Here is a 4,768-nt window from a genome sequence, read left to right on the forward strand (position 1 = left end):
GGCGCGTCCTTCAGGGGAAGCGCGGCGGGGTCCACCACGACGCGCTCGGGCGTCCATTCGGCCGCGGCTCCACCCGCCGCCTCGATCGCCTCGCCCACGGCGCGCAGCACCGCGGCCGTCGTGCGGGTGGCGCCTGAAACGGTGTCCACCGTGAGGGTCTGGCCTTCGAGCACCTCCTTGATCACCTTCGCGACGGGCTCGTCCACGATGTAGGGCGTCTCATTGCCTTCGAGAATCCTCACCGACTCGATGCGGTCGGCCGAGAGCTTCACCTCGACCTTGATGAAGCCCGCGTGGCCGCTCACGGTCTCGATGTAGACGCCGGGCTTGAGCGGCGCGGCGGCGGACGCCGTGAGCGGGACGCAGGCGGCCGCGGCGGCTAGGAGCGCGGCGGCGCCGAAGGAGCTGCGCAGGGTGAGGGGCTTCGTCAATTTGGGGTCTCCGGTGGTTCTCTTTCTGTGGGCCTCACGGGCCCATTTCGGCGAAAAGACTGGCAGAGTCCTCTTAATGAGGCCTGAAAGGCGGGGGCGAGCCGGGCCCGCGCACCCATAGGAATATCCCGCCTAATGCAAAGTACTTAGAGGCGCTATGATCTCCGTGCGCCGCGCCGTACCGGCCGCCTCCAGAGCGCCGGGCGCACGGTTGAATTCACGACTGCAGTCGCGGCGGGCTCCTCGGGAGCCCGCCGGCCGCCCGCACCCTCAAAACGTCCCTTCGAGGAGAACTCACGATGGCTGATCATGTGCCTGAACTTGAACCGAAGATGCTCGAGCGCGTCGAGACGCTCGCCCTGAAGCCCCGGGTCGCCGAGGCGCTTCAGGTGTGCGTCGAGGAAGTGGAGCGCGCGATGGCCGAGCAGGTCCGCATCTCCGAGATCGAGTCGCCCACCTTCGCCGAGAAGGTCCGTGGCGAGGCGGTGCTCGCGCTTCTGCGCGAGTACGGCCTCACCGACGTCGTGATGGATCCCTCCGGCAACGTGGTCGGCCGCCGCCCCGGCACGGGCGCGGGCCCGGTGCTTGCGATCTGCGCGCACCTCGACACGGTCTTCCCGGCCGGCACGAACCTCAAGGTGACGAAGGAGGGCCCGATCTACCGCGGTCCGGGCATCGGCGACAACGCCTCGGGTCTGCGCTCGATGCTCCAGGTCCTGCGCGCCCTGAACCGCGCCGGCATCGAAACGGTCGGCGACATCCTCTTCGTCGGCACCGTCGGTGAAGAAGGCAACGGCGACATCAAGGGTTCCAAGGCACTCTTTGACGGTTCGCGCGAAATCGACGGCTGCCTCGCGCTCGACATGGCCGACGTCTACACGGTGCAGCACGGCGCTACGGGCGCGCACCGCTGGCGCATCGCGATCGAGGGTCAGGGCGGCCACTCCTACCTCGACTACGCCAAGGTCCCGTCCGCGATCCACGCGATGTGCCGCGCCGGCAACATCATCGCCGACTTCGATCCGCCCGCGGACCCGAAGACCACCTTCACGATCGGCACGATCAAGGGCGGCACGACCGTCAACTCCATCGCCGCGCGCTGCGAGGTGGACGTGGACATGCGTTCGGTGAACCTCCAGGAGCTCGAGGACCTTGAGCGCCGCGTGCTCGCCGCCTTCGAAAAGGGCGTCGAACTCGAAAACGCCCGTTGGCCCCTCGCCGACGCCGATCATCAGTTGAAGCTCGTCAAGACGCAGATCGGCAACCGGCCCGCGGGCATGCAGCCCGACGACTCGCCCGCCATCCAGGCCGCGCTCTGCGCGATGAAGCACATGGGCCTCGAAGTGCGCCAGTGCCGTCCGTCCTCCACGGACGTCAACAAGCCCCTCTCGATCGGCATCCCGTCGGTGTGCATCGGCACGGGCGGCGAAACCCACAACGAACATTCGCTCAAGGAGTACTTCGACTCGACCGACATGCAGAAGGGCCCGCAGCTGGCGATCCTCACGACGCTCGCCCTCGTCGGCATAAAGAACGAGGTGGAGCCGGGCCTCACGAAGCACAAGGCCTGAGGCGGAGATTGATCCGCCGCTGATTCGACGCTCCGCCGCCCCGTCCGCCGCCCGATTCCGGGCGCGGGGAGCGGCGGACGGGACCCGGGCCGGAAGCGGGCTCTTCAGAAGAGAAGGGCGCGCTTCCGGCCCGCGGCGTCTCCAGGGGGCCGGAGGTCGGCAGGGCCGGGCGGCATTGCTAGAATCATCCCTGCGTCCGCCCGTCCGGGGAGGACGCGCCGTCCGTCCTCCGGAGCCAACCTCCGGCGCCCGGCCTCCACGCCGCTCCTGAAAAGAGGAACCCATCATGCGCCCGCTGCGCGCCACGCTCGCCCTTTTCGCCGTCACCGCCGCCCTTGCCGCTGCGTCGGCCCCCGCGCTTTCCGCCGACCTCAAGATCGGCGTCGTCAACATGGAGCGCATCCTGCGCGAGTCGAAGATCGCGGTCGAGGCGAGCAACCGCCTCAACGCCGAAGGCCAGCGCCGTCAGGAGGAGATCGAGGGGATCAGCCGCCGCTTCAAGGCCCGGCTCGAGCGCTTCGAGAAGGACGCCGCCGCGATGAGCGAGACCGAACGCGTCGAGGAGCGGCGGTCCCTTGCCGAAATGGAGCGCGACGTGACCCGCCGCAGCCGCGAGGCGAGGGAGGAGTTCAACCAGCGCCGCAATGAAGAGGTGCTGCTGCTGCAGAACCGCGCCGGGCGCGTCGTGCAGGACCTCGCCAAGAAGGAGCAGTTCGACCTCGTGCTCTACGAGTACTTCTTCGCGAGCAGCCGCGTGGACCTCACGAGCCGCGTGATCGAGGAGCTCGACCGCGGCCTTGCGGACGCGACGGCCTCGAAGAAGAAGTGAGCCCGCCTGCGCCTGCGTCCGACCGCTCCCTCACCGCCGCCGTCCATTCAATCGCGGGCGGCGCGAAAAAACACATTGAATACTGAAGGAAAAACGAAGAATGACTCAGCCGACCGCGCTCTCCAAGCTCGTTGAAGCCGTGAACGTCAGCGCCAAGGGGCGCCTCACGATGCGCATTTCGGGCGGCGACCCGACCGTGTCGCGCTTCATGCCGCCCGAGGCGGCGGGCGAAGGCGACCTGAGCTTCCTCACGGACCCGAAGTACGCCGAGGCGATGGTGAAGAGCCGAGCGGGCGCGCTGGTGCTCCGCGAAAAGGACGCCGCCGCGATCTTCGGCGACAAGCTGCCCGAGCGCACGATTCTCTTCTGCGACGATCCGTACGCGTTCTTCGCCTTCGCCTCGCAGATCTTCTACCCCGTGAAGCGCACGCCGGGCATTCACCCGCGCGCCTACGTCGAAGAGGGCGCCGAGGTGGACCCGAGCGCCTGCGTGGACGTCTTCGCCGTGGTGCGCAGGGGCGCCAAGATCGGTCCGCGCGCCCTCATCTCCTCGGGCGTCGTCGTGGGCGAAAACTGCACGGTCGGCGCCGACACGGTGATCTACCCCAACGCCGTCCTCTATGAAGGCACGGTCGTGGGCGCGGGCGGCTGCATCCAGTCGGGCGCGGTTCTGGGCGGCGACGGCTTCGGCTTCGCGCCCTTCCGCGGCGAATGGGTGAAGATCCCCCAGCGCGGCCGCACGATTCTCGGCGACGACGTCGAGATCGGCGCCAACACGACGGTGGACCGCGGCGCGCTCGAAGACACGGTAATCGGCGAGGGCACCAAGCTCGACAACCAAATTCAGATCGGCCACAACGACCGCATCGGCCGCCACTGCGTGATGGCCTCGTGCGTCGGCATCGCCGGTTCGACGAAGGTCGGCGACCACGTGATGATCGGGGGCGCGGCGATGATCAACGGCCACATCGAGATCCCCTCGGGCTCGGGCGTGGGTCCGGCGACCGCCGTCACGGGCTGGGGCAAGGAGCCCACGCAGCTCATGGGCTTCTTCCCGGCGCTCTCGAAGCGCGAGTTCACGATGGCCGCGGGCATCACCGCGCGTCTGCCGGAAATGCGCAGGGAGCTCAAGCGCCTCGAGAAGGAGGTCGCAGAACTCCGGGCGCTAATCCGTTCGGGAGAAGCCGAAGCGCAGTAAAAAGCGCGACAATCCACCCGCGCCCGGACTCCCCCGCAGGGAGGCGGGCGCACCACGGGCTCGCCCGCCCCCTTGAACCCCTAGAAGCGAGAAATTCAGAGAAATGCCGAAGAGCCTCAACATCCTCGACATCATGGAGCAGCTGCCGCACCGGTACCCGTTCCTCCTGATCGACCGCGTCGTTGAGCTCTCCGACGAGCTCGACCGCGTGGTGGCGATCAAGAACGTCACCATGAACGAGCCGCAGTTCACCGGCCACTTCCCGCAGGCTCCGGTCATGCCGGGCGTGCTCATCATCGAGGCGATGGCGCAGGCCTGCGCCATCATTGCGCTCGCGCGCCTGCCCGCGGAAGTGGACCGCAAGAAGTGCCTCTTCTACTTCGCCGGCATCGACAACGCCCGCTTCAAGCGGGTCGTGCAGCCCGGCGACCAGCTCGTGATCGAGGGGAAGTTCATCAAGGCCAAGCTCGGCATGGGAATCTTCGAAGCCGTCGCCCGCGTGGACGGCAAGGTGGTCGCCTCGGCCGACATGATGTGCGCCTACCGTCCCGCGCCCGAAGGCGCGAAGGCGCAGTAGGCGGCGTCCCCTTCGGCGCGCCCCGGGACCTCTTTGCACGGGGGTCCCTCCAGGAAGGCGGCGGATCCGGCGGCTCCACTTCTTTGAAGTGGCCCCTCCGGAGCGCCGCCTTTTTCCGTCCGCTTTTTCCGCCGGCTTCCCCCGTCCGCTTTCCCCCCGGGG

Annotated in this window: 5 protein-coding genes; 4 read left to right on the plus strand and 1 reads right to left on the minus strand. The window is 68.2% G+C overall.

The window, feature by feature from the left end; translation table 11 throughout:
* On the minus strand, positions 1 to 431 hold a 431-nt coding region (locus tag ACT6Y9_RS08685), incomplete at its 3' end, for an FMN-binding protein (RefSeq protein ID WP_443744249.1).
* Positions 432 to 730: 299 nt separating this feature from the next.
* Here ACT6Y9_RS08685 and ACT6Y9_RS08690 point away from each other — a divergent pair.
* The 4 genes from ACT6Y9_RS08690 (at position 731) to fabZ (ending at position 4,606) form a co-directional block, all read left to right on the plus strand.
* Positions 731 to 2,002, plus strand: a complete 1,272-nt coding sequence (locus tag ACT6Y9_RS08690; protein ID WP_443744250.1) for a M20/M25/M40 family metallo-hydrolase — start codon at positions 731 to 733, stop codon at positions 2,000 to 2,002.
* A gap of 286 nt (positions 2,003 to 2,288) precedes the next feature.
* Complete coding sequence (locus tag ACT6Y9_RS08695; protein WP_295480005.1) at positions 2,289 to 2,831, plus strand: OmpH family outer membrane protein; 543 nt, start codon at positions 2,289 to 2,291, stop codon at positions 2,829 to 2,831.
* A gap of 100 nt (positions 2,832 to 2,931) precedes the next feature.
* Positions 2,932 to 4,029, plus strand: a complete 1,098-nt coding sequence (lpxD, locus tag ACT6Y9_RS08700) for a UDP-3-O-(3-hydroxymyristoyl)glucosamine N-acyltransferase (RefSeq protein ID WP_295480003.1) — start codon at positions 2,932 to 2,934, stop codon at positions 4,027 to 4,029.
* 103 nt (positions 4,030 to 4,132) lie between these two features.
* Complete coding sequence (fabZ, locus tag ACT6Y9_RS08705) at positions 4,133 to 4,606, plus strand: 3-hydroxyacyl-ACP dehydratase FabZ (protein WP_295480001.1); 474 nt, start codon at positions 4,133 to 4,135, stop codon at positions 4,604 to 4,606.
* Positions 4,607 to 4,768 lie beyond the last annotated feature (162 nt).

Source organism: Sutterella sp. (assembly GCF_052272535.1).
Lineage (GTDB): Bacteria > Pseudomonadota > Gammaproteobacteria > Burkholderiales > Burkholderiaceae_F > Sutterella.